This is a genomic window from Olivibacter sp. CPCC 100613 (assembly GCF_036959255.1).
Lineage (GTDB): Bacteria > Bacteroidota > Bacteroidia > Sphingobacteriales > Sphingobacteriaceae > Olivibacter.
On record NZ_JAWMTI010000002.1, the window covers coordinates 875,013 to 899,151 of the forward strand.

General features: G+C 39.2%; 18 protein-coding genes. 5 read left to right on the forward strand and 13 right to left on the reverse strand.

Features of this window, described 5'->3' with window-relative positions; translation table 11 throughout:
- The first annotated feature begins 151 nt into the window (after positions 1 to 151).
- The 3 genes from RYH73_RS10155 (at position 152) to RYH73_RS10165 (ending at position 6,377) form a co-directional block, all read left to right on the forward strand.
- Complete coding sequence (locus RYH73_RS10155; RefSeq protein WP_335313310.1) at positions 152 to 3,229, forward strand: SusC/RagA family TonB-linked outer membrane protein; 3,078 nt, start codon at positions 152 to 154, stop codon at positions 3,227 to 3,229.
- A gap of 11 nt (positions 3,230 to 3,240) precedes the next feature.
- Positions 3,241 to 4,872, forward strand: coding sequence for a RagB/SusD family nutrient uptake outer membrane protein (locus RYH73_RS10160; RefSeq protein WP_335313311.1), 1,632 nt, complete (start codon positions 3,241 to 3,243; stop codon positions 4,870 to 4,872).
- A gap of 191 nt (positions 4,873 to 5,063) precedes the next feature.
- Entirely contained in the window at positions 5,064 to 6,377 is a 1,314-nt protein-coding gene (locus tag RYH73_RS10165; RefSeq protein WP_335313312.1) for a gluconate:H+ symporter, read from the forward strand.
- Between the two features lie 11 nt (positions 6,378 to 6,388).
- Here RYH73_RS10165 and RYH73_RS10170 read toward each other — a convergent pair whose 3' ends face one another.
- From RYH73_RS10170 to RYH73_RS10185, 4 genes are all read right to left on the reverse strand, one after another.
- Positions 6,389 to 7,876, reverse strand: coding sequence for a DUF294 nucleotidyltransferase-like domain-containing protein (locus tag RYH73_RS10170; protein WP_335313313.1), 1,488 nt, complete (start codon positions 7,874 to 7,876; stop codon positions 6,389 to 6,391).
- Positions 7,877 to 7,986: 110 nt separating this feature from the next.
- Positions 7,987 to 8,703 carry a 3'-5' exonuclease gene (locus tag RYH73_RS10175; protein WP_335313314.1) on the reverse strand — a complete coding sequence of 239 codons (717 nt, stop codon included), beginning with the start codon at positions 8,701 to 8,703 and terminating at the stop codon, positions 7,987 to 7,989.
- A gap of 186 nt (positions 8,704 to 8,889) precedes the next feature.
- A complete protein-coding gene (locus RYH73_RS10180; RefSeq protein WP_335313315.1) occupies positions 8,890 to 9,090 on the reverse strand; it encodes a YwbE family protein in 201 nt (66 codons plus the stop codon).
- A 32-nt stretch (positions 9,091 to 9,122) separates the two neighbouring features.
- Positions 9,123 to 9,494 carry a response regulator gene (locus RYH73_RS10185; protein WP_335313316.1) on the reverse strand — a complete coding sequence of 124 codons (372 nt, stop codon included), beginning with the start codon at positions 9,492 to 9,494 and terminating at the stop codon, positions 9,123 to 9,125.
- Between the two features lie 627 nt (positions 9,495 to 10,121).
- Between RYH73_RS10185 and RYH73_RS10190 the strand changes: the two genes are divergently transcribed.
- Together RYH73_RS10190 and RYH73_RS10195 are read left to right on the forward strand one after the other, a co-directional pair.
- A complete protein-coding gene (locus RYH73_RS10190) occupies positions 10,122 to 11,684 on the forward strand; it encodes a PAS domain-containing protein (RefSeq protein WP_335313317.1) in 1,563 nt (520 codons plus the stop codon).
- The gene (locus RYH73_RS10195; protein WP_335313318.1) at positions 11,659 to 12,015 is read left to right on the forward strand and encodes a response regulator; all 357 of its coding nucleotides are present in this window, start codon (positions 11,659 to 11,661) and stop codon (positions 12,013 to 12,015) included. The genes RYH73_RS10190 and RYH73_RS10195 overlap by 26 nt, the downstream gene beginning before the upstream one ends.
- Positions 12,016 to 12,017: 2 nt before the next feature.
- On the opposite strand, the gene RYH73_RS10200 is transcribed toward RYH73_RS10195, so the two are convergent.
- From RYH73_RS10200 to RYH73_RS10240, 9 genes are all read right to left on the reverse strand, one after another.
- Positions 12,018 to 13,007 (reverse strand): glycosyltransferase, encoded by a 990-nt coding sequence (locus RYH73_RS10200; RefSeq protein WP_335313459.1) that lies wholly within the window; start codon positions 13,005 to 13,007, stop codon positions 12,018 to 12,020.
- A 22-nt stretch (positions 13,008 to 13,029) separates the two neighbouring features.
- Positions 13,030 to 13,980, reverse strand: coding sequence for a glycosyltransferase family 2 protein (locus RYH73_RS10205; RefSeq protein WP_335313319.1), 951 nt, complete (start codon positions 13,978 to 13,980; stop codon positions 13,030 to 13,032).
- Positions 13,981 to 14,017: 37 nt separating this feature from the next.
- Entirely contained in the window at positions 14,018 to 14,602 is a 585-nt protein-coding gene (locus RYH73_RS10210) for a DUF4199 domain-containing protein (RefSeq protein ID WP_335313320.1), read from the reverse strand.
- 7 nt (positions 14,603 to 14,609) lie between these two features.
- Positions 14,610 to 15,284 carry a hypothetical protein gene (locus RYH73_RS10215; protein WP_335313321.1) on the reverse strand — a complete coding sequence of 225 codons (675 nt, stop codon included), beginning with the start codon at positions 15,282 to 15,284 and terminating at the stop codon, positions 14,610 to 14,612.
- A 1-nt stretch (position 15,285) separates the two neighbouring features.
- Positions 15,286 to 16,557, reverse strand: a complete 1,272-nt coding sequence (locus RYH73_RS10220; protein WP_335313322.1) for a dihydroorotase — start codon at positions 16,555 to 16,557, stop codon at positions 15,286 to 15,288.
- Positions 16,558 to 16,817: 260 nt separating this feature from the next.
- Positions 16,818 to 18,089 (reverse strand): glucose-1-phosphate adenylyltransferase, encoded by a 1,272-nt coding sequence (locus tag RYH73_RS10225; RefSeq protein WP_335313323.1) that lies wholly within the window; start codon positions 18,087 to 18,089, stop codon positions 16,818 to 16,820.
- 1 nt (position 18,090) lies between these two features.
- Entirely contained in the window at positions 18,091 to 19,512 is a 1,422-nt protein-coding gene (locus RYH73_RS10230; RefSeq protein WP_335313324.1) for a glycogen synthase, read from the reverse strand.
- A gap of 12 nt (positions 19,513 to 19,524) precedes the next feature.
- A complete protein-coding gene (gene glgB, locus RYH73_RS10235) occupies positions 19,525 to 21,435 on the reverse strand; it encodes a 1,4-alpha-glucan branching protein GlgB (protein WP_335313325.1) in 1,911 nt (636 codons plus the stop codon).
- A 139-nt stretch (positions 21,436 to 21,574) separates the two neighbouring features.
- The gene (locus tag RYH73_RS10240; RefSeq protein ID WP_335313326.1) at positions 21,575 to 24,022 is read right to left on the reverse strand and encodes a glycoside hydrolase family 31 protein; all 2,448 of its coding nucleotides are present in this window, start codon (positions 24,020 to 24,022) and stop codon (positions 21,575 to 21,577) included.
- Between the last annotated feature and the right edge of the window lie 117 nt (positions 24,023 to 24,139).

Here is a 24,139-nt window from a genome sequence, read left to right on the forward strand (position 1 = left end):
TAAGAAAACCAAAACAGTTTAGTCCATAGGATTTTTTTAAGTAACCTAAGATTTTTTTTGGAAAATTTACTAAAGCGCTTTAGTAAACGGGATTCTTATTGCCTGGATTTTTCAACAACCAATCATTTACAAACTTGATTATTAAATATTTATGACCAATCAAAAAAACAAACCCATTAAAAACATGGCCATAACGGGAAGTTTGGCTTTGTTTATTTCGATTGGGGTACCATGCTACCCTTTTCACGCGATGGCATCTAACGGAACTACCTCGGAACCGCCAAGTCTATCAATCGACCAGCAACAGAAAACAATCGCCGGAACGGTAACAAGTGCTACCGATCAGGCACCCTTACCAGGTGTTTCTGTTTTAATAAAAGGTTCTTCAAAAGGTGTCACCACCGATGAGAAGGGCCGTTTTACCTTAGAAGCGTCAGCAAATGATGTGTTAGTATTTAGCTATATCGGTTACTTAAATACCGAACAACCGGTGGGTAATCGAGCTATTGTTAATGTATCCTTACGAGAGGAAAGCAATAACTTAGAAGAGGTGGTGGTTGTTGGTTATGGTACACAAAAGCGAAGCGAAATTAACTCGGCTGTAGCCAATGTAAAGGCAGAAGACTTCAACGCCGGAGGAACCAGATCACCCATGGATTTGATCCAAGGGAAAGTAGCTGGTTTGAACATTACACGTACGCAAGGGAACAATCCGAACTCTGCGACCTCAATTCAGTTGAGGGGTATTAATTCGCTAAAAGGAGGTACCAACCCTTTGATCGTTGTTGACGGAATTCCGGGAGGCAACCTGGATCTCCTGCAACAAGATGATATTGAATCATTCTCTGTATTAAAAGACGGTTCTGCGGCGGCTATTTATGGTACGAGAGGTAATGCCGGGGTAATTTTAATTACTACAAAAAAAGGAAAGGCCGGGGAACCGAGGTATGACTACTCCAGCTACATACAACATGAATCCGTTGATAAGAAGCCAGCGTATCTATCGGCATCTGAATTCCGTAACCTTATCAATCAAGGATTAATCGGTCAGGATTTAGATTTAGGAGGGTCCACAGACTTATATGATGAGCTTGTAAACAAAGATAATGTAAGTCATTATCACAATTTAGCAGCCTCCGGTGGTAGTGAAAAATCGAACTACCGTGCTTCGCTCTATTTTAACAATGCACAGGGTATCGCAAAAGAAAATGGAAGAAGGCAGTTTGGCGGTCGCGTTAATATCAATCAAAAAGGGTTACAAGATCATCTGGAGATGCAATTCAATTTAGCAGCCAATCTAAGCAAAGCAAATCTGCTAGGAGGAGGAGTAAACGACGACCTCAGTTCCGTCGATTACGGAAAAACAACGGGTTCTGATTTTGAACAAGCCATTCAACGAAATCCAACGGCTCCCGTCAGAAATGCCGATGGTTCCTTTTTGGAAACGCAGGGATTTAATAACTATAACCCACTTTCCAGACTAGAGAATCGCATCTTTGAGCGCAATCAGTCTACAGTTAGTGGAGATGCTCGATTCACCTACAACATCATAGAAGGTTTAAAAGCCTCAGCTTTCGGATCGTATGTTCGAGATGAATACAACGATCGTCGGTATCGATCGATAAACGATTGGGACCAACGTCAGAATTCTGAGTATCAAGGAATGGGCTATGCCGCGAAAGCCAATTTCTTAACTTGGTCGCAGACATTTGAATCGACTTTAGATTATACTACCACTATTGCAGACGACCATTCATTGAATGCAACCATAGGCTACAGTTATCAATATAATACGTTGGAAAAATTCAATGTGAACAACAATGGTTTTACCAATGATGCCATGTTGGACTGGGACCTCGGTGGAGGTAGCGCTATTAATAATACTTTGCTACCGCGTCCCGGTATGGGCAGTTTTAAAGATGATAACACGCTCGTCGCTTTTTTTGGTCGGGTTAATTATTCCTATTTAGGAAAATACTCCGCACAATTTATTCTCCGGAGAGAAGGTTCCAGTCGCTTTGGCTCAAACAACAAATGGGGAAATTTCCCCGCAGCTTCTATCGGTTGGACCATCAGTGAGGAAGAGTTTTTAAAGAACACGGCCCTTATTAATAATTTAAAATTAAGAGTAGGTTATGGTGTTACCGGTAATCAAGACATAAGTAATTACCAGTCTTTGCTTACCTTGAGTACAGGAGGCACGTATTTGATGGATGGAACTTATTACCAGACGTTCGGCCCATCTAGAAATGCCAATCCCAATCTTAAATGGGAACGTAAAGCCGAGTGGAACTTCGGTTTAGATTTTGCCTTACTAGATAACAGGTTCTCGGGTTCATTAGATGTTTACAGCCGTTTAACAAAGGATTTAATATATGATTACAACGCGCAGCAACCATCATTCGTTCGCGACAAAATTTTAATGAATGTGGGCTCTATAACCAACAAGGGGGTTGAGCTTATAGTTAGTGGCACGCCTATTAAGAAAGACAATTTCACCTGGAATATTGATTTAGCAGGAAGTTTGCAAAACAACCGATTAAAACAACTGTCAAGCGACGTCTTCCAAGCCAATTTCCTTGAATTTGGGGGTCTGCCTTCCCCAGGTAATCTTGGAAACGCAATTCGTCTCGAGGAAGGAGGCAAAGTAGGTAATTTCTATGGGAAACGATTTGCAGGTTTCACCGACGATGGAAAATGGTTATTTTATAAGGCTGACGGATCCGTAGCAACTACCAGTGAAATGAATAATGACGATCTCACTATAATCGGAAATGGCGTACCAAAGTATAATCTATCCTTAAACAATACACTACGATACAAGAACTTTGATCTTACCGTATTCTTCAGAGGTAAATTCGGCTTTGATATTCTGAATACCAAAGAAATGTATTTTGGAAACAAGAAATGGCTTCCAAATAATATTTTCAAAAGTGCTATCACTACCCATAATCAGCTGAATGATGATCCACAATACTCTGATTACTACTTAGAAAAAGGAGATTTTGTAAAATTAGATAATGTTACTTTGGGATATACCTTCAAGCTGAATTCTAACTACATAAGAAACTTAAGAATCTACGCCGCCGGTAGAAATTTAGCAACGTTCACAGGTTACAGTGGAATCGATCCCGAAATTCAAGATACCGGTTTTACGACCGGAATAGACGGTCGTGGATTTTATCCTCGAACTAAATCGTTCACGCTCGGTGTAAATGTTGGATTTTAAAAACATCAAAAATGAAACAGCTCTTAAAAAAATCTATATATATCGCAGTATTTGGTATGACGGCAATGAGTTACCAAGCCTGTACTAAATTGGATGAAAATCCCTACAGCGAAATAAGCAATGATAAATTTCTCAACAACAGAAGAGAGGTATTGCAAGCCGCTTTACGTCCTATGACGCATATGCAATCTTGGCTTGCTCCTACAGGTGGTAGTGGTTATTATTATCATTCTGAACTGTCATCCGATCAATTAGCCTGGCCACAAAAAGGCCGTCACGGCTACGATGCAGGGGATCATTTCAGACAGCATTATCATACGTGGACAGACAATGAATCCAGAACACGTGATGCTTGGATTGGCATGTGGACCGGTTTGGGTTATATTAACAACGCACTCAGCCGGATTCAAGCAACGTCTCCTGAAAAGGTAGGCATGGAACCCGATGAACTGAATGCCATCATCGCAGAGCTCAAAGTACTTCGCGCTTATAATTACATGAAAATCATGGAATTATGGGGAAACGTTCCCATTGTGGAGGAAGTTGCTGAGGAAATAGCCAATCCGGAGACGAAACCACGTACGGAAGTCTTTGCCTTCATACAAAAGGAACTGGAAGAAAACGTCCCTAATCTATTACCTCTTTCTGAGGAGTTGATAGGACGGGTAAATAAAGCGGCAGGTTATGCTATGCTAGCCGAGCTCTATCTAAATGCGGAAAAATGGAATGGTCAGCCTATGTGGGACCAGTGTATTGCAGCTTGCGATAAGATTCTAAACGGTGAAGGTGGGGGGCTAAGCGGTGGCCCCAAATTAGCTACGGATCTTACCACTACATTCAGCAACACAAACCAACGTGCCACGGAAGCTCTTTTTCAATTTGCTTATAGCCAAAAAGGTGGCTTTGCTTTTGATTGGGGAGGCTTCTTTATGGGCTATGATTATATGAAAGATGTACTTAATGTTGGCTACGGTGGATGGAATGCATTTGTCGTTATACCAACGGCATTTGACGCCTACGCAGAAAATGATCAACGCAAAAAACAGTGGTTTTTATTCGGACCTCAATATAAATACGGGACACAAACACCCGTTTTAGGCACAGAGGAATGGAGCGGTAAACCCATCGTTTTTGTGAATAGTATTCGTCGTGAAAGTGAGGGTGATAAAACAAGTGAAGGCGGTATGGCGCTGGGCGAAGAAAATAGTGGCGCGCGATTCAACAAATATAAATCGGGAACTTTACAAGACGCTAACTATCGAGAAAACCATTATATGATTTATCGTCTGACCGAAATATATTTCGACAAAGCAGAAGCAATTATGCGAAAAAATGGCGGAACTGCTACACAGGAGGCTGTAAATTTGATCAATGAAAGTAGAAAACGGGCGTTTTCATCTGAAGACTGGTCTGCTGCTCAGTATACAACAGCAAGTCTGACACTCGATGAATTATTGGCCGAACGTGGTCGCGAATTTATTTTTGAAGGAAAAAGGCGAACAGACCTTATTCGTTTTGGAAAATACACAACGGCCTCTTGGTGGGATCATAAGCCGAGCAATGATCAGAACCGCGAACTATACCCGATTCCGAACACACAGATAGCCATTAATCCAAATTTAAAGCAGAATCCAGGGTACTAAGTATAAGCCGCGTCAAACACACGTTATCGTCCCTCCGAAAATAGGCACCTATTTTCGGAGGGACTTTTTGCTACATTTGGTATTTGAATCCCCTCGTTTTACAGTTATTCTCAACAATCTTCGTTCTTTATTTTTATAAATAAAACAATTCTATTAATTTGGCTAACACAGTACCAACAAAACAAACACCAATGACCTTAGTTTATATTGCGCTATCCATTCTTTTATTAATCCTGTTGATTAATACGTTCAAAATACATCCCTTTCCTGCCTTCTTAATCGTTTCGATCTTCGCGGCAATTAGCTTAGGTCTATCCCTTGATAAAATTGCACCTGCGCTAGAAAAAGGAATTGGCGACATTTTATCATCGCTGTTGATTTTGATCACATTCGGTGCTATGTTTGGTAAAATCATCGCTGTAAGCGGTGCCGCACAAAAGATAGCTACCGTGATGATGTCATGGGTAGGACAAAATAAAATTCAATGGGCTATGATGATTGTTGGCTTTATCATAGGTATTCCACTTTTTTATGGCGTTGGATTTGTGCTTATGGTACCGCTTATTTTTTCGGTTGTTTATAAATATAAGCTACCTGCGGTTTTCATTGGTTTACCCATGTTAGCAGCTTTATCTGTTACGCATGGCTTCCTGCCACCGCACCCTTCTCCTTCTGCCTTGGTTATTCAATTTAATGCCAATATGGGTTTAACACTCATCTACGGGTTCGCCCTTGCAATTCCCGCTATTATCATTGCAGGTCCTTTTTTCGCCCAGTTCCTAAAAAAGATCCCTTCAAAACCGCTACAGACCTTTGTTTCAGAAGACCTACCGGAGGATAAATTACCGGGAACTTTTAACAGCTTTTTCACCGCTCTTTTACCTGTTATATTATTAATTACAACTACCTTTTCGCAACATGTACTTACGCTGAATCCAACTGTTCAACGCTTACTGGTATTCCTAAGTGCTCCTTCGGTAGTTTTGATGATTGTATTTTTTTACGCGCTTTTCTCCCTAGGGGTTGTACAAAAAAACAAAATGAGCGATTTAATGAATCATTGTACACAAGCTGTAAAAGACGTTGCTACCATCATCTTAATTATAGCGGGTTCCGGAGCGCTTAAAGAGATTTTCACGCAAACAGGTGTAAGCGAAGAAATTGCTACATCTTTAAGCGTACTTCCTATTCCTCCTCTTGCTTTAGGTTGGCTTATAGCTGCTATCATACGCATCTGTATTGGCTCAGCAACTGTGGCGGGTTTGACAACCGGATCTATGATTCTACCGCTTATTCAATCGACCGGAACCGATCCCAACTTGATGGTATTGGCTGTTGGTGCAGGTAGTTTGGCCTTTTCACATGTTAATGATTCAGGATTCTGGATGTTTAAGGAGTATTTTAATCTGACAATAAAGGACACCGTACTCACCTGGTCCATAATGGAATCCATCGTGGCCGTCGTCGGTCTCATTGGTGTGCTCTTGTTAAATTTGATGATATAATAAAAAATGCTTTATCCTAGCAAGTTATTGGTAAACTTTATGCGTATTCCGGATTGAAAGTTTTCTACCGTCTTAAATATTTCCTTTAGTGTAACTCGCTCTATACGTGTAATTTTCTCTATATCAATATAATTATCAGGTTCAATTTTATCGACAATCATGCGCATGGCCTGATTTTTAAGGCGCATTGTCATTAAATAATAATAGGATAAGCTTAGTTCCTGGTATTGTGTTTCTGTGAACACCCCCATATCCCGCAACATTTTCATTCGATCCCCTGTATTTTCCTGAAAAACCCGATTTCGCAGGGCATATACGCGGACAAGGTCTACGATAGGAGTCATGGCCTTTTTGATATCAAAGACCTCCCGTCCCTGTACGGTTATTGTTTTAATTGGCTTAAAAAATGTTAATGGTGGTACGTACTGCAAGGCATTCTTAGCCAGGTACACAAAAAATTTCTCTAATGGTTGTTGAAGTTCAAGATCAAGAAAATCCCTAAGATCATTCATAATCGCTTTATCTCCATAGATCAAACGACAATCGAAAAATGTAGAAAATTTAATCGCCGTTTCAGGTAGAGATTCTTCCATCCATTTCTTATAATTGCTCTTCCAATGCGATAAGGAATGTGTCCACTGTGGATTACTCGCCATATACCCTCCCGTACAGTAGGCGAAGCCCACAAAATGCAATCGATCTGATACTTTCCGGGCAAATTCAAGAAACCATTCCCGAACCTCTTCTCGATCTTCGTTCGCCTTATCCTCGTATATAATAGCATTATCCTGGTCTGTTTTTAATGTTTGTTCCTTCCGTCCTTCACTTCCCAACACCATAAAAACAAATTTAGAAGGTGAATCCCCCATTTCAACCAGCACTTCCTCAATTACATTCTGTGCAATTGTGTCAGCAATAGCTGTAATTAATTGGTTAACAATCTCTGCCTGCACACCTTTGCTCAACAATTGATTGACAATGTAGGGTACAAGAGACCACTTATCTTTTAATTCGGTACTTGTTCTAGCTAATTTCACCGACTGAATGAAAACTAATGGAGATTGGGCTTGCTCGCTCATTAATTTATTTCTGCTAACAAAGCCGATGTACTTCCCGTCTGACTCAACTAACAAATAACGTAATTTGGTTTGGTACATCGTTAATAAGGCCTCGTATACAGGGGTATCAATGGAGATGGACTGGAGCGCGTGGTCCATAAAATAATAGACAGGCTTGCTAAGGTCGGCATTTTTTGCGATCACATTGTCGCGCAATGTTATATCCGTAATAAAGCCGTCAATGTTCCCACTTTCGCTTGTAACAAACAAACAGCTAACCTTATGGTTGGCCATAATACGTGCCGCCTCATTAACAGGTACGTTTCCTTTGCATGTTACCAGTTCTCTGAACGCTATATCACTTATTCTTCTCGAATATATCTGTTCGGGCATCAGGTAACTTTCTTCAAAGAACGAGTTTTGTTCTTTCGTATTATCCATGGAATTTCATTTATAATATGCTCCTTTACTATGCTATCTTAAATCAATAAACGCTATCAATACCTGCTAATTCATTGGGTTTGTTATGTTCTGAAATACATATACACGACTTACTCAAGTTTGAAAATAATCAAGCAGAAAAGTACACTAAGCAGTAAAAGCAAAATGATTACTACTCTTGACATGCTCAATGATGGCTTACTGAATAACAGCTGTTTTGATAATTTGCTTTGTTGATCCAAAATAGTCTTTTCTGTAATGTCCCTTCGCTTGATGAGCTCGAAGTAACTCTTTGCGGTGGCTTCCGCATCTGTCAATGCATTGTGTGCCTTCTCCAACTCCTTTTCAAAAAGTTCTTGATAGAGCTCATTTAAACGCAGGTATTTTATCCAAGGCTTTTTAACGTATCTGGAACTCGCGATCATCGTGCAAAACAGACGCATGTTTAAAAATGGATTTTCCATGGCACAGCGGTAAAAATCTGCTCCCAGTACATGACAGTCTAACGCGACAAAGTGTCCCACAACTAAAGGTTCAAATTGCCGAAGATCATCGCTGAGCTTCTCCATGACAATACAACGTGGTACACCAAATCGCCTTAAATAAGCGTGATCTATTTGATGAACTTGTTGCGCTTGCCCACTAATTACCATATCGTCTTCATTCACATAGAAATTTTCTCGCTTAATCTCTTTTCCTTCCTTTGTAAACAAGATCCAGGCAATTTGAACCGCACTTGGCCAATTATCTTTTGCAGAATACGCTACCGTCCACTTTTTTGGAAGACCGGTTGTTTCCGTGTCGATAAATAATAGGTATTCTTGCATATAAGAAAAATAACTCTTTTTAAGAACAAGTACAATGATATGCGTAAAATCGCTTTATCTATAAAATCATTGGTTGGTTGATCATTACGGAAAATTAAATCGGCTGAATAGAAAATATAAGCTATAGATTAAAGGCTATCACTTAAGTGATAGCCTTTAATAATAACAATAAAACTAAACAGTCGGCTATTCTTCCGGAATTTCAGCTACCCTACCAATCTGCCCATCTTCGAGCCTAACTTTGATTCCTCTTGAATGAAAAGCTGCAGATGTTAAAATATTCTTGACATGCCCATAGGTAATATCACCTGTACGCTGATCTTTTTTTAATATAACCCCTACATATTGTCCGATAAAAATTTCCTTTCGATATTGTCCAATACTCATACATTTTCTAAATATATTCAAGTATACAATATTTAGACGACTTCATCTTTATACAAATATAATTCATCCACTAAATGCAAAAAGTGCATTAGTTCAAATGGTTTCTTCACATAAGCTTCTGCTCCGCATCGTTCTTTAATCTTCGCTATATCATCTGATGCCGACACCATAGCTACCGGAATATGACTCGTTGAAGGGTTCTGCTTTAGTTCCACACACAAATCACTACCCCACATCCACATCAAGCGCTCATCAAGTAGAACAAGTCCAAATTTCCCTGTCCTCAAAATATAATGCATGTTTTTCCCTGTATCTATCTCTACATTGTATCCCTCTGGTTTTAATACATCTGCAACCATGGTTGCAAAATCCGTGTCGTCATCTACGCAAAGAATGTTCTTCATTTCAAAATCCATTTTTTAACGCCAATGAAGCTGGCGCATATCATCTTGTCATAAGTGATGACACACGCAGATTTCATCAGTCTTATACTTAACATTAAAAGCAATCAACAGCAGCAATATTTCATTATTCACTGAATAAGAGCTTCTTTTACTGATCTATTCTGATAAAATTCAATAAATTAATTTCACAAAAGATCTGCTAAAAGTCCAGCGATCTTGGATTATTTTTATAACGTCGATCCTAGCAATATCAGTATGTGTTATTATCAAATATTCAACCAAAGTAATCTATCTTGATCACGAAAAAGCCTAAAAAAGGACGCAATAAGCTGATTTTAAAACGGAAACTCGTTTATCATTTTTTTGTTATTTTTTTGTTCAATTTGAATAACGCAATGATAGGGTTACCTGCTTGTCTTCATAGATAATTATCCATGTTGTTTTTTCACCGCCAATTGTATAGAATGTGAGCAATTTTAGTGCCTTCCTGTACATAAACTCGCAAGTAAAATCACTTTGGTTTGAAGTTTGTAATAACAATGTGTAAATAGAGAAATTGGGAGTATGACCACTTTATTGTACAAACATCTCCTCGTTTTATTAGACACAGGATAATATTTGCAATGTATGAAGCAAGTTGACGAAAATAAATTTTCATTTTCCGCTCGTACTTATAATAAGGAATTGGATCTACTACTTACCGCTTTAGATGCCACAAAAGCCGGTGTAGTGATAACCGATTGCTCGCAACCAGATTATCCTATTGTTTATTGCAATAAAGCTTTCGAAGAACTGACCGGCTATTCTCGTAACGAAATTATTGGTCACAATTGCAGGTTTTTACAGGGCAATGATGATAATAATGAACAAAGGGAAATTATCAAAGAAGCCCTTCGTTTAGGCATACATTGTGAAATAGAAATAAAAAATTATAAAAAAGATGGTACGCTTTTTTGGAATGAACTTCGCCTGCAACCAATAAAAGACGAAGAGAACAAGGTAATGTACTATATTGGTACTCAAAACGATGTAACTCGTTTGAAATTAACGGATCAGCAGCTTAGAATAGAGAAACTTAAAGTAAAGAAGCATCTGGTGGAGCATGATAACAACCTATCCGCTGATGAAGATTTAATGACCGCAATAACTAATATTGTTAACGATTCGGTCCTGGTTCTAACAGAAAATCTTCATATTATAAAGGTCAATGCGTTATTTCTCAAAACATTCCATATAGCTGAAGACGAAATACTGAACCAGCACATTTTTGAAATTGATAGCGGAAGGTGGAATACAATGGGGTTGCAAAATCTGGTAGAGCAGTTAAAATTAAAAAAAACAAGTATTAGGGATTATTTGTTGGAAGACTTTTCAACGCGCATTGGAAAGAAGGTACTCAATTTTAATGCACATTTTATAGCACATTTTCCTCATGCAGCAATTATACTGGCGATTAATGACATCACTGAGTTACGTGAGCTGGAAAGAAGAAAAGATGATTTTCTCAGTGTGGCGAGTCATGAGCTAAAAACGCCGTTAACTACCATTACCGCCAGCTTACAATTAACGCAACGAATGCTTTCACCGGATGCGAGCGAAACGCTCAAAGAAACACTCAATAAGACAAAATCCTATGTAGATAAATTAGAACATCTTGTTACCGATCTATTAGACGCATCCAAAATTAAGACAGGAACAATAGAACTTGCGAAACAGGCCTTTGATTTCGATGCGATGATTCTGGAAGTAGTAGGGAAATTGAAAGGAAGATATCCTAACAATCATTTCGAAATACAAGGGGTTGCAAGTAATCATTATATTGGTGACAAACTGCGTTTAGAGCAAGTGGTTCTAAATCTATTAGCAAATTCCGTCAAATTTTCCCCTATTGATCGATCGATAAACATACATCTTTCCAGGTTAAGTGATTTCATAAAAGTATCCATTACCGATTATGGGTTGGGTGTAGACCATCAATACCAGAAGAAAATATTTGATACTTTTTATCGTGTTGACGACGTGCAGAAACGATATCCAGGTATTGGAATTGGCTTATATGTAAGTAACCAGATCATCAAAAAGCACAGGGGAACCCTCTGGGTTGAAAGTACAATTGGTGAAGGCGCCACCTTCAGTTTTACATTACCACTTAAACATGAAGATCATGATAAAGAAAATTATGATATGTGATGATGATGAAGGGATATTGGACATTACAGGCTTATTGTTAGAAAGCTACGGATATCAGGTTTTATTGGAGCCTAATAGTTCGCTTTTACTTCCCAGGATTTCAACTGAAAAACCAGACTTATTATTAATCGATATTTGGATGCCTTTACTAATGGGTGATGAGATAGTAAGAATGTTAAAAAACAATAAAGATACTGCCCGCTTACCTATCATTATGTTTTCAGCTAGTAGAGAAAGTGAGCGTATAGCTTCGGAAGTTGGTGCGGACGATTATATAGAAAAGCCTTTCAATATAGAAGACCTAAACAATAAAATTATTGCACTCGGCTAACCTTATTTCTTATTGATCACCACTCTTTTCCAAAAGTCCTGCATAAACCCTAAACCATAAGCAGTTAATTGAATAAGCGCCGCTATAACACTTAAGCTCCCCACACGAAGTGATTTGGTTTGCCACCATGCATGAAAAAAAAGCAATAAAACATAAACTCCCAGTAAAAAATTACACCATGATGTCAGGTATGGAAAGCTGAAAAGAGAAAGTCCTTGTAAAAAATTCAGTATAAATGTACCTATTAAAAACAAGGTAAAAAGTGTCGGAAAAAAATGCACTAACTTCAGTTCTGAAGGAAAATGCTTATAGATATTAACCCGAGCTCTTCCAAAAAAATGCAATTGCTTATAAAACTGACCAAAATCGGTTCTTCGTTTGTGATAAACTACTGCCGTTGGTATTAGACCGATTTTGAACCCTGCTTTATGGATACGTATACTATATTCTATATCCTCTCCCAATCTCGTTAATTTATATCCCCCAACGGTTTTCCAGGCCTCTCGGGAAACTCCCATGTTAAAACTTCTGGGATGAAACTGTCCGATATGTTTTTTATTTCCTCTAATTCCCCCCGTCGTAAAGGGAGAAGTCATGGAATAACTGATCGCTTTTTGAACAGACGTAAAGGAAGCATGGGCTGCATCCGGTCCGCCATAAGCATCCAATTTATGAAGGGAAAGATAGTCATCAACAAGCTGAAGATAATTGGCAGGTATCAAACAATCGGAATCAAACACAATAAAGTAATCGCCTTTTGCCCGTTCGAAACCAAAGTTTCTGCTGAACCCTTGTCCTTCATTGGGTTTAAAAAAGTATTGGATATCGAGCTTATCCCGATAGCTTTCAACGATTTTTCTAGCATCGTTTGAAGATCCATCTTCAATAATCAGCACCTCGAACCTAGGATAGTTTTGCTGTACCAAGGTAAACAGGAGTTCATCTATCTCTTGTGGTCGATTATATAAAGGAATAATGATTGAAAAGAAAATCATAGAGGAATATCAATGCTATCTAGATTACTTTTTCTATTTGATAATTATTGCGCTCATTTGCGTTGCGTGAAACCAACTCGGAAATAAAACCGGTTAAAAAAAGTTGTGTACCGACAATGATAGCAACTAGCGCAATATAAAATAAAGGTTGATCGGTAACATTTCGATAAGGTGTACCTTTTGAAATACTAATCAGTTTGTCCAGAATTAGCCAAAAAGTTAGAACAAAACCACCCATAAAACTTAACACGCCTAGGCTTCCAAAAAAATGCATAGGCCTTTTGCTAAACTTGCCAACAAAAAATATGGACAATAAATCTAAAAAACCGTTTACGAACCGACTGACACCAAATTTAGTGGTACCGTATTTCCTAGGATAATGTTTTACGACCTGTTCGTCTATCTTTGTAAAACCCGCCCATTTAGCAATAACAGGAATATAACGATGCATTTCTCCATAAACCTCTATATTCTTAACAACATCCTTCCGATAGGCCTTCAATCCACAATTAAAATCATGCAAATTATTTATTCCTGAAACCCTGCGTGTCACGGCGTTGAAAAGTTTTGTAGGCATCGTCTTACTCAGCGGATCATGTCTTTTCTGTTTATAGCCTGATAATAAATCAAGCTTTTCCTCTTTTATTCGTTTAAAAAGGGTCGGTATTTCATCAGGACTATCTTGCAGATCGGCATCCATCGTAATGATTACATCTCCTGAAGCAGCAGCAAAACCAACATTTAGCGCTGCCGATTTTCCATAATTACGCCTAAACTTAATAGCATAAATTTCGGGGTGCCGCACCTTAAGAGACTCAATCTCTGCCCACGAACCATCCGTACTTCCGTCGTCCACCATGATCACTTCATAACTAAAGCCGTTCTCATCGTTAACCCTTTTAATCCAAGTCATTAATTCAGGCAAAGATTCAACTTCATTATATAAAGGTATGACGACAGATATATCCATATTCAATGAGCGATGATTAACTAATTTTAATGCTGATCTATTCCTGTGGTTCTTCAGAAATTGTTTGAAATATCGGTCGTTCTTTTTTAAATAAGGCACCAAATATGAGCGCAATTACAAAGACAACAATAATAGAAATTAATAACCCACGCAAGCTATTAACGACATTTACCTCTCCTGCCTTTTCTATTTGTTCATCTATTTTTTCTAACTGTGCATCAATCTGTTCTGCATCTGCGCCTGATTTTTCCATATACTCAATGGAGTTATTCGCTATATTACGCATATAACGTTCTCTCATATCAGGCTCCACATATTTTTCAAAAACAAATCCTGAAATGGACGAGATAACGCTCGCCACAAGCAGCATGAAGAAAACACCAATTACGGCTTGTCTGAAACTCCAGTAACCGCCTATTTTTCTTCTCAATCTAAATGTGAACAAAATGGCTAACACCAGAGGAAGAAAAAAACCGGTGATGACAGGACCAATAATAACCATCCAAAAGGAAGAGCTGGATGCGTAATAATACATGGGGATAATAGTTAATACGATCATCAATATTCCCAGTCCAATTCCCAACTTGGCTCCTTCTTTCCGTAATAAACTGTTGTTTTCCATTTTGCTTCTATTTTTTATTGTAAGCAATCGCAAGTGCATAAATCGCCGCATCCATTGATGGATCGGTACTCGCTTTCACATATTCAGCAAATTGACTTTCTGATGGATTTTGTTCGGCAAAAAAACTCATTATCGGATAGAATAGGGCCGCCAACTCCTGTTCTTCGTTGAGCTTGCCGGCAACACGACTTATTTCCTTATAACTGCTCTCTACTAGAATCTGATTTGCAATCATCGGCTCGTAAATGCGGTGCTCATCTTGAAACTCATCTTCGTCAACCAGCAAGAATTCTTTGAGAAAATCACCCAGTTCGGGCTCGATCTCTTCATCAATACATTCTCTTAAGTACAACAACAAGTTAAGCAACTCGGTTCCCCGATCAATTGTTTGTTCTTCAATATCTTCCCATTCTTCTGATTCAAGATAATCCTCTTCTAATTTTTCGACATCCGCTGCAAAAAAATTCATTAATAAGAGATCGAAGGCGATTTCTCTTAAATCTTCATAAGAAGGAGAAGAATCAAAACACTCATCTAACAAATCTACCTTTTGCATATAACCTTCATTACTATTAAAGGCGGCAAATAAGTGAGTCTGAAACCCATTCTCCCCGGTTTCATTTACTCTATCAAAAGCGGAAATTGCCGCAGTTAATGCTTTTTCAATACGTGCGTCCATCATGTTAGCTTAGCGTACTATATACCTTATTATTATTCACCACTAAATTTACTCTGCCCATTAATGTAGTGCCATAAAAAGGGCTGTTAGTCGATTTGGAATAGTTCGTACTCGCATCAAAGGTCCAATTTTCTTCTGGATTAAACAAAACTAAATTAGCTTCGGCTCCTGTGGTTAAAGACGGTACGGGAAGCGCCAAAATTTTACGTGGGTTTATCGCCATCTTCTCCACAATTAAATCAATGGGTAATTTTGCATTCAGCAACAACGGCAACGCTGTCTGAAGACCAATAATACCGTTCTTTGCAATTTCAAATTCAACGCGTTTATATTCTACTTCGTGAGGTGTATGCTGCGACACGATTGCATCAATTGTGCCATCTAACAATCCTTCTTGCAATGCATGAATATCTTCTTCAGTTCGTAAGGGCGGGCTCACTTTGTAATTACTATCAAAACCGACGATTTTCTCGTCCGTCAAAACCAAATGATGGGCTGCAACATCACAAGTCACTTGAATGCCCCGCTGCTTAGCTTCTTTGATAAGAGAGACACTGCCTTTTGTACTGATTGTACTAAAATGAATAGTTGTATTATGGTAATTGGCAAGTGATAAATCTCTCGACACCATCAACTCTTCTGCAAGACCTGGATTTCCTTTCATTCCCAGATAAGTGCTTACAATACCTTCGTTCATTTTAGCACGATTTGCAATCGAAGCATCCTCGGCAAAGGACATCACCAAGGCACCGAATCCTTTGCAATATAGGAGTGCTCTGCTCATTAATTCAGCTTGCTGAATGCTTTTATTCCCATTAGAAAAAGCAATCGCTCCTGCTAACTTCATATCATAAAGTTCAGCAAGATCATTACCTACCCGTTCTTTACTAATCGCCCCGACCGGATAAAGGGATACAAGCTGATTTTTTGCTAAATTGACCACCATAGCGATTTCTCCTTTGCTATGAAGGGCAGGTTCCGTATTAGGATGCATCGCTAAACCGGTAAACCCGCCTGCTGCTGCTGCTGCACAACCACTTTCAACCGTTTCCTTCGTCTCTAATCCAGGCTCCCCTAAATTCACATTTAAATCGAAAAATCCAGGAGCCAAGTATTGCCCATCGGCCTCAACGATGATTGCATTTTCGTCGTCTAAGCTATTCTCATTTCCAATGGTCTCTATAATACCTCGGGAAATGAGAACATCTAATAGCTGGCCATTTTTTTCATGCCCGGGAAATGCTAGCGTGGCAGACTTTATCAGTATTTTATCCATGTAAAACAAAGCGTTTTTTTGACAAATAAATATAAAGTGTCAGCGACTTCAATAAAAAGCCTGACAATATGTGGCAAAAAAGAAAAGGTTGTTGTGATATAACCGTTCCGGTTATAAAACGCAGTGAAGAATGAAGTACAATCTGAGGAACTTTCATTAAAAAACAAAAGTACAAAATAGTCATTAATGCTAACGAATATTTTGTACTGAATTTGATATGATAATAAGTTAATAGGCCAATTAACTAATTAATGAACCAGCTAACCTATAATGGTATCATCCGCTATTATTGCTCGTTTCTTAATAACAATAATACCATCTTTCACGGTATAAGTTTCAAAGTCACCGTCCGGTAAATGAGATCCGCCCTTAATCTGAACATTATTACCGATAGAGCAACTTTTATCTAAAATAGCGGTGTCAATATAACAATCTTCCCCAACCCCCACAATCGGTTTATTGTTTCTCTTAGCATCTTCCAGCTCTTCAAGATTTTGATAAAAGTCACTTCCCATCATATAGGTATTCTTGATAACAGTACCCTTTCCTATTCTGGAACGCACGCCGATCACAGAACGTTCAATTTCCTTCGCAGCAATAATACAACCATCTGCTACAATTGCATTATACAGTGTGGTAGCTGCCATCTTAGATGGAGGAAGCATACGAGGTCGTGTAAAAATACTTTGTTTATCAAAAAGATTGAAGGCCGGTATTTCATCCGTTAACCCAATATTAGCTTCGAAGAATGAATCAATATTACCAATATCTGTCCAATAACCATCATATTGATAACTTATTACCTTCTTTTGGTCTGTAATTGCGTCCGGTATCAGCTCTTTGCCAAAATCTAAGCCTTGATTTTGCGTCAATAAATCATTCAACACGCCTTTACTAAAAACATAAATTCCCATCGAAGCCAGATAAACCCTTCCCGCCTCCTTCATTTCCTCACTTACCTCCGAACTCCAGTCGACAAGCAATTCTGTTTTAGGTTTTTCTATGAAAGAAGTGATATGTCCCTCATCGTCCGATTTCAAGATACCAAAGGAGGTTGCATCTTTTGCGTTAACCGGTATAGTTGCGATGGTGATTTCTGCCTTTTTACTGATATGAAACTCTATCATTTCCTGAAAATCGATCTGATAAAGTTGATCCCCCGACAAGATAAGAATGAAATCATAATCGTGATTAACCATATAGCGTAAAGAGTGCCTTACGGCATCCGCTGTTCCCTGAAACCATTTGTCTCCTTCGATCGTTTGTTCAGCTGCGATAATGTCCACAAATCCTTTGCTGAAAACACTAAAATTATAGGTGTTTTTGATGTGTGTGTTTAATGATGCCGAATTGTATTGTGTTAACACAAAAATCCGATTGAAACCCGAATTCAAACAATTGGAAATAGGTATATCAACTAGGCGATATTTACCTGCGATTGGCACCGCCGGTTTCGACCGTTTATCAGTTAAAGGTGCTAAACGGGAACCCCTCCCCCCTCCTAGCACAATGGATATTACCTTTGGAGTCATATTAGTTAATTAGTTTGTTATATAGTTCTGTATACTTGCGTGTCGATTTTTCCCAGGAAAAATCAAGCTTCATTAATTTTTTACGTAAAGTGGTCCACTGCTTCTGATCTGTGGCATTCCAGTGCTGTAGCGCTCGCTGAATTGCTTCGGCTATTCCACTAACAGTGATATCATTGAATAAGATACCATAACCTCCTTCATTCATGTCAATAACGGTATCTTTCAGCCCTCCTGTTGCATGTACTACAGGCACCGTTCCATAGCGCATAGCATACAATTGATTTAAACCGCAGGGCTCGATCCTTGAGGGCATCAATAGAAAGTCCGCACTCGCGTACACTTGGTGGGCTAGCTCTTCATTATAACCAATAAACAAGGCTAAATGTTGTGAAAATTGTTTTTGAATTTTTAATAATGACGCTTCAATGTTTTTATCACCCGACCCTAAAACAAAAAAATTAGCTTGTCCTTTAAGGTTTTCAAAAATGGATTCGAAAACAGAAACTAATAGATCTGCACCTTTTTCCAATGCAAACCGTCCGATAAATACAAACAAAGGCAATGTTTCGTCCATGCCGTATTGCTCACCTATATTTTTTTTACTGATTTCTTTCCCCTTTTTAACAGCAGCTTGCGAAAAGTTATGATTCAGCATTGGATCGGTTAACGTATTCCAAACATCCGTATCGATTCCGTTTACAATACCATAGGACTTGTCCTGTTCCGCTTTAAAAAGGCTTTCCAGTCCGTTGGCCCTTGTATATAACTCATGCAAATATCCTTCTGAAACGGTCGTGTAAGCCCAACAACATTTAATAAGAGCTGCAAGCGGATTAATTAGACCGTTCCAATCGAGCAACCCCCACCGCCAGGTATCAAATGCCGGCATAAGTGCGGCGCTATCCCAGTTTTGCCATCCCTGATACTGCCCATTATGGACAGTCGCTACAGTAGGCACCCCCTTCAGATAAGCGAACTGCTTCGCATTTTCAATATAGAATGGAATTAAGCCGGTATGGTGGTCATGACAATGTATAATATCCGGACGCAGGTTTGTATCACATAGCCAATTTAAAGCAGCATGCTGAAAAGCAAGAAATTGTTCGCTTTCATCTGGATAGCTATATATCTCTTCCCGATCCAATAAGCCCGGTATTTTAATTAGTATCAATTCGAATCCCAATAAATCACTTCGTTCCTTTAAAACATGGTAATCATAAAGAGAATGACCTTGTTGGATTTGGCCTTCATACACAATTTCAAGCTCGTTATTTTGTACAAAAGCCTTATTATAAAAGGGCATTACAACCGATGCAGTTATTCCTGCTTTTCGTTGATACTTGGGCAAAGCACCTAGTACATCCGCTAAACCGCCAACTTTAGCCACCGGATAGCACTCCGCGGCAAAATGAATTACACGCATTTTTTGCTCGTTTTATTTTGTTTTTTTTAAGACCAGACCACCTAATGGAGGTAGCGTAAACTTAGCCGAATATGCTTTATTCATCCAATGATAAGGCTCCGCTTTGACCGGATCATTGTTTACCCCACTTCCAAAATAAATCTCGTGATCCGAATTCAGCAATATTTCATAAGTCCCTTTGTACGGAAGGCCAATGCGGTAATAATACCGAACTACCGGCGTTAAATTTAACACAACAATCAAGTCATCTTTTTGCTGATATCCTTTTCGATAATAGACAAGTACCGAATTCTCATGATCACCTAATTCTACCCATTCGAAACCTTCAGGGGAGAAACTTTTTTCATATAAAGCGGGTTCATTTCTATACAATTTATTTAGATCTTTTACGAAGCGAAATAAACCTGCATGCGCTGGATAATTAAGTAAATGCCAATCCAATGATTGATTATAGTCCCATTCTACTGTTTGTCCGAACTCTCCTCCCATGAATAAAAGCTTTGTACCCGAATGCGTAAACATATAGAGATATAAAGCGCGGAGGTTAGCAAAACGTTGCCACTCGTCCCCGGGCATTTTATAGATCAATGCCTGTTTCCCATGCACTACTTCATCATGCGAGAGCGGAAGCATAAAATTTTCATGAAAAGCATAAACGGTACTGAACGTGATTTGCTGGTGATTGTACTTACGATATACGGGATCCTCTTTAAAATAATTCAATGTATCGTGCATCCAGCCCATCATCCACTTCATACCAAATCCCAGGCCTCCCGAGAAAGTAGGCCTACTAACCCCCGGCCACGCCGTTGACTCCTCTGCAATTGTTTGCACATCCGGAAAATTTGAATATACAGCCTCGTTCAATTCCTTTAGGAAACTTACAGCTTCTAGATTTTCTCGCCCACCATATTCATTCGGTATCCATTCTCCCGCCTTTCGTGAATAATCTAAATAAAGCATGGAAGCAACGGCATCTACCCGCAATCCATCCGCATGAAACCGCTCTAGCCAAAAAATCGCATTGCTTATCAAAAACGCTTTCACCTCATTTCGTCCGTAATTAAATATATAGGAACTCCAATCGGGATGATATCCTTTCCGGGGATCTGCATGTTCGTATAAATGTGAACCGTCAAACCGATATAATCCATGCGCATCACCTGGAAAATGAGAAGGTACCCAATCAAGGAAAACACCAATTTCGTTCAAATGCAATTGCTCAATAAGATACATGAGCTCTTGGGGCGGACCATAACGGGCACTAGCCGCAAAGTAACCCGTTACCTGATAGCCCCATGAAGGGTAGTAAGGATGCTCCATGATAGGCATAAATTCTACATGCGTAAAACCGGCATCTTTAACATAAGGCACCAATTTATCAGCGATCTGTCCATAACTCAGTAAACGGTTAGGGTGGGCCGGATCTCGCATCCACGAACCAAGGTGCAATTCATATACCGATATAGGTTTATCCAAACCATTATATTGATGTCGCTTCTGCATCCAGCTCTGGTCTTTCCACTCGTACCAAGTAGTACTAACTTTTGATGCAGTTTTGGGAGGTGTCTCCCACACCAAGGCAAAAGGATCTCCCTTTTCCAGGTTTTCTCCGGTTGTTGTTTTTATAAGATATTTATAATTAGCACCCAAAGACATATCAGGAATAAACCCTTCCCAAATACCGGAAGCATCCCATCGAACATACAAGTGATGTGAATGGGGATTCCATCCATTAAAATCACCAATCACACTGACTAGTCGTGCATTGGGCGCCCAAACTGAAAAATAAGTTCCCCTCTTTCCATCTTTCTCCAGATAGTGAGCACCAAATTTTTCATATAGCTTAAAATGTTTTCCTGCTTTGAAAAGGCTAATATCAAAATCAGTAAACAGCGAGAATACTTCGACAGTACTATGCATATAATGGTGTTTTTTAACAAGTTAGGCACGTTCCATAAAGGCTACCTTATTCAACAGCTGACCTTTCCGAATTAAATTCGGAGACACATTCCGTTCCTGCGAGAAACATACGGGTGCGTATATCCCTTATGCTTTCTCTTTATTCAACAATAATATTCCGGAAATCTTTATCAACCTGAATAGTGGGGAACCCCTCTTCCTCTTTCCATTCAACGATTCGATTATCAACCAATATTCTATTTATTTTAAAAGGCAAGCCTATAAAATTCAATTTATAAGTCTCATACCTTTCTGTAAACAATCCATCGATCGTTTGGTTTAAGGTTAAGCTATTTTTATCACCTTTTAGTACAATTTTTTTCTCAAGGTAAATCTCTTGCTCGTAAGCAAAGGTATCTCCGTGATCTTCATAAATAAAAGAATTAACTTCGACGTCAGCGTAGTAGACGCGTAGTTTTAAGAACTCAACCTGGCGGAGATCCACATATTGCATTACAGGATACTCAGGAATGACCGCACCTGCCTTAATGAACAAAGGTATTTCATCCATTGGCGTAGCTATTTCATGCTCCTCTCCTCCTTTTAATACAATATTTGACCAATAGTGATACCAGTAACCTACAGGTAGATATACCTTTTTACTTACTTGTCCGGGATTAACGACAGGCGAAGTCAACACTTTATCACCAAAAGAAAATTCTTCCTCTCTTGGAATATTTGTATCTACCGCTTGTTCTAGCATTGTGATCGGTCTCAGTATCGGGAAACCATACTGTGCATGTTCCCAAAAAACTGAATAAATATAGGGTAGAAATTGATAGCGGAGCTCAATGAACTTTCTGTTGATAGCTTCCAAATCCGCTCCAAAGCTCCAAGGCTCTCGTTCTCGTGTATCACCTGCCGAATGCGCACGCATAAAAGGAGAAAAAACCCCAAACTGGATCCATCTGGTAAACAATTCACCATCGGGTTCACCGCTGAACCCCCCTATATCAGTTCCGCAAAAAGACATGCCTGATACAGAAAGCCGTTGGAGCTGTAATACACCTAAACGCAAGTGCTCCCATGTGGCCACATTGTCGCCTGTCCAAACAGAAGAATATCGTTGTGTGCCCGCATAGGCCGCTCGCGTTATGGTAAAAGGTCGTTTACCATGGTTCAGTTTTTTTAGCCCTTCATAAGTAGCTCGTACCATCTGCATTCCGTATACGTTATGAGCCTTTCGATGTGAACCACGATAGCCGTCATAGTTATGCCGCACGTCGTTTGGAAAGGTACCCCGACCGAATACGGCAGGTTCATTCATATCATTCCATACCCCGGCGACCCCAACGTCAACCAAACCTTTAAACAACCCACCCCACCACTCTCTGGTTTCCGGGTTTGTAAAATCAGGAAACTGACATCGTCCCGGCCATACGTGTCCCTCCATAAAATAATCATCACCTCTTCTACAGAAGTACTTATTTTCTTTCCCCTCTTTAAATACCCAATAATTATCGTCTACTTTAATGCCCGGGTCAATAATAACAACCGTTTTAAACCCTTGATCGGATAAAGCTTTAATCATCTTCTTCGGGTTTGGAAAATAATGCTTATTCCAAGTAAAGCAGCGGTATCCGTCCATATAATCGATATCGAGGTATATGGCATCACACGGAATATTTCGAGAACGAAAACCATTCGCTATTTCATATACTTTGCTCTCCGGATAATAACTCCATCGGCACTGATGAAATCCCAAAGCCCATAGGGGAGGCAAATAATGCGTTCCGGTAATACTATGGTAACGCTTCACTACATCCATCATGTGCGGTCCATGAATGTAATAGTATTGAAGCTCACCGCCTTCCGACCAAAAGCTGGTTTGATCTTGTTTCTCAGCAGCAAAATCAAAATAAGTTTTGAAAGTATTATCGAAAAAAATACCATAAGCCTCGCCTTTATTCAAGCCAATATAAAAGGGGATACTTCGATACAATGGATCTTGGTCAAAAGAAAAGGAATACGTATCTGAGTTCCAGTTTGTCATTCTTTTCCCGCGTAAATTCAGGTGAGTGGGTTTATCGCCCACCCCATAAAAAGCTTCCTGCTCTTCGGCAACTTTGGTACAATAAACATAATAGCCTCCAAAATCCGGGTTTTCCTCCCAATGCATGGGCGTATGATCTCGATTAATTACGCGCCCTTCGCGGTCCTGGAAAGATAATAAAAAGTCTTCTTTATTGATTACACAGGTAACCGTATTCGTGCTTACACTATAAGTATCCTCTTCTTCCTGAAATGCATAAAGTGCTACGTGTTGATCCGGGTTGGGAACCGCATAAGAAAAATCATCTAAAAACTGACTATGAGGTGCTAAACGCACCCGTATAATCTCATCGCTCACTACTTTAACTTCGACTGCAGCAGAGCCATCTGTAAACACATAGCTGTTACCTTTTTGTACGTAACCTGTAATTTTTTGAAGATATTTCTTTACAATCTGTGGCAAGTCCAACACCGGGTTATTGACATGTTGGATGCCCGACTCTAATGTCTCCTCCTGAATTGGTTCTATTGCATCTTTATTAATTGTTTCAGCCATATTCCGTCAATTTCAAATTTATATAGCCAATGTACAGTATTTGCGCTATGAATGCAATAGTTCAGCAACTATTTATAGCTGTTCCACATTCACACTGCATCCACTTCCAGCGATCAG

Coding starts and splice junctions, on each gene's coding strand:
- RYH73_RS10195 (WP_335313318.1), top strand. CDS start 11,659: ATGATAAAGAAAATTATGATATGTGATGATGATGAAGGGATATTGGAC.
- RYH73_RS10230 (WP_335313324.1), bottom strand. CDS start 19,512: ATGCGTGTAATTCATTTTGCCGCGGAGTGCTATCCGGTGGCTAAAGTT.
- RYH73_RS10205 (WP_335313319.1), bottom strand. CDS start 13,980: ATGGATATATCTGTCGTCATACCTTTATATAATGAAGTTGAATCTTTG.
- RYH73_RS10185 (WP_335313316.1), bottom strand. CDS start 9,494: ATGAAGAACATTCTTTGCGTAGATGACGACACGGATTTTGCAACCATG.
- RYH73_RS10215 (WP_335313321.1), bottom strand. CDS start 15,284: ATGATGGACGCACGTATTGAAAAAGCATTAACTGCGGCAATTTCCGCT.
- RYH73_RS10175 (WP_335313314.1), bottom strand. CDS start 8,703: ATGCAAGAATACCTATTATTTATCGACACGGAAACAACCGGTCTTCCA.
- RYH73_RS10210 (WP_335313320.1), bottom strand. CDS start 14,602: ATGGAAAACAACAGTTTATTACGGAAAGAAGGAGCCAAGTTGGGAATT.
- RYH73_RS10160 (WP_335313311.1), top strand. CDS start 3,241: ATGAAACAGCTCTTAAAAAAATCTATATATATCGCAGTATTTGGTATG.
- RYH73_RS10170 (WP_335313313.1), bottom strand. CDS start 7,876: ATGGATAATACGAAAGAACAAAACTCGTTCTTTGAAGAAAGTTACCTG.
- RYH73_RS10220 (WP_335313322.1), bottom strand. CDS start 16,557: ATGGATAAAATACTGATAAAGTCTGCCACGCTAGCATTTCCCGGGCAT.
- RYH73_RS10180 (WP_335313315.1), bottom strand. CDS start 9,090: ATGAGTATTGGACAATATCGAAAGGAAATTTTTATCGGACAATATGTA.
- RYH73_RS10165 (WP_335313312.1), top strand. CDS start 5,064: ATGACCTTAGTTTATATTGCGCTATCCATTCTTTTATTAATCCTGTTG.
- glgB (WP_335313325.1), bottom strand. CDS start 21,435: ATGCATAGTACTGTCGAAGTATTCTCGCTGTTTACTGATTTTGATATT.
- RYH73_RS10225 (WP_335313323.1), bottom strand. CDS start 18,089: ATGACTCCAAAGGTAATATCCATTGTGCTAGGAGGGGGGAGGGGTTCC.
- RYH73_RS10155 (WP_335313310.1), top strand. CDS start 152: ATGACCAATCAAAAAAACAAACCCATTAAAAACATGGCCATAACGGGA.
- RYH73_RS10190 (WP_335313317.1), top strand. CDS start 10,122: ATGAAGCAAGTTGACGAAAATAAATTTTCATTTTCCGCTCGTACTTAT.
- RYH73_RS10240 (WP_335313326.1), bottom strand. CDS start 24,022: ATGGCTGAAACAATTAATAAAGATGCAATAGAACCAATTCAGGAGGAG.